Here is a 1,602-nt window from a genome sequence, read left to right as displayed (position 1 = left end):
AACATGTATACAGGCTTTGGCACATGATTTCAGTGTTCCAAAACGATTTAATATGACTAAACAGGATTGGACTAGGGTGCATCCTGATTTTTGTGTTCCTTAGGCTATTTGTGATTTGTGATTTTTAAGGGCGCACTTTACCATTGAATCAATGAGTGCTTAACAGAGATGGCGGAGTGCCATCGAACTGACGGACTATGAGTTACTAGCCTTTTCCTCTCTGATTACCAATTTGAAGGCATTTGCGCCTAATGACAGGTACAGCGAAGCCGAATGGAAGGGGAAGGTTGTGTGGTGTGTGGCGTACCGTGTACGCACACCCACACCACACAGCCTTGATTTATATTATTTGTTTAGTGTAGATTGTTTATTGCACGTAAGAAGCTAACAAGCGAAGTCCTGTGAAGTTAAAGACCTGAACGCAATAGATCGACAGGCACAAAAGCAGCAGGCATAAAAATGGGCTATCAGTGCGTCAACACCATAGCCCTTGATGAACATTAAGAAGGAATGTCCATGACTAAATTTTATGGGGAAAATACCCCTTTTACAACTGCTACACCTGAAAACTATTCTAAATTCGCCAATGATTTCCTGAAAAATCGGACTTTACCCACTGTCAGCCCGTGGGAGTGCCACGTTAGTAATACGTGGCAAAACTCGAAGGCTCAAATTCCATCTAACGAAGTCCTAAAAGATTGGCAAGCGGCTAACGAAGTAAAGTTGGTTATTGATGATCAAGGCAATCCAAAAATCCTACTGGTGTCTGCACCTGCTGAACATGAAATAGCGTTTATAGATTGGATTTCATTCTCCTTAAAGCGTTACACGTTTTCGGATCACTATATTGGACTCTCAGAAGAATTTATTAACGATGCCTGCATAGAAGCAATGGGGGAAAAGTTAGAGCAAATTTTCGGATTTAAAGTCGGTAAAAAAAGAAAAAATGGCAAAAACTTCTATGAACAATGTTATGAAATTATTAATCATGATGATGTCGTGGTCGGTGATCTCTGCATAGGTGGTCAAAACAACACAATGCTTGTGATGTTATCTGGTCAGGGTTGCTTGATGGGTGACTACGGCTGGCAAGAAAAGTTATATCAATTCTTAAATAAGGCGCAAGGCGCAAAAATTACAAGACTGGATTTAGCACATGATGACTACGATGGTACTTATTTAGATATTGATGATCTGAATGAAAGAGAAACGAACGGGGAACTTTACTATTTTGGAAAGCCTGCACGTGTAACTTGGTTCGGTGATTGGAAATATTTAGATAGAGATAAGCTAGGGCGTACTTTGCAGATCGGTTGCCGTACTTCAGATAAAATGCTTAGGGCTTATGAAAAAGGAAAGCAATTAGGGGATAAAAATAGCGACTGGTTAAGGGTTGAGGTTGAGTTAAAAGCAAAACATACAATTATCCCTTTTGATGCGATTATAAATCCCTCTGATTACTTCATTAATCTGTATCCGTGTTTTAAAGACCTGTTTAAATACGATGATCAGGTTCAATCAAAAATAGAATATGTAAAAAGATCATTGAAAATAAGTATAGAAAAAGGGGTGGATATATTTCGCCATCAATTCGGGCGTTGG

At 39.3% G+C, this 1,602-nt stretch carries 1 protein-coding gene; it reads left to right on the top strand.

Annotated features, from left to right (window positions below):
• Window positions 1-516 precede the first annotated feature (516 nt).
• Window positions 517-1,602: replication initiation factor domain-containing protein (locus tag FTV31_RS16695; RefSeq protein ID WP_180015758.1), on the top strand; the 1,086-nt coding region annotated here is incomplete at its 3' end.

Origin of the sequence: Acinetobacter sp. YH16031 (assembly GCF_013417335.1) — a bacterium.
In the GTDB taxonomy this organism is placed as follows: domain Bacteria; phylum Pseudomonadota; class Gammaproteobacteria; order Pseudomonadales; family Moraxellaceae; genus Acinetobacter.
This window is presented reverse-complemented; position numbering and strand designations above follow the sequence as displayed.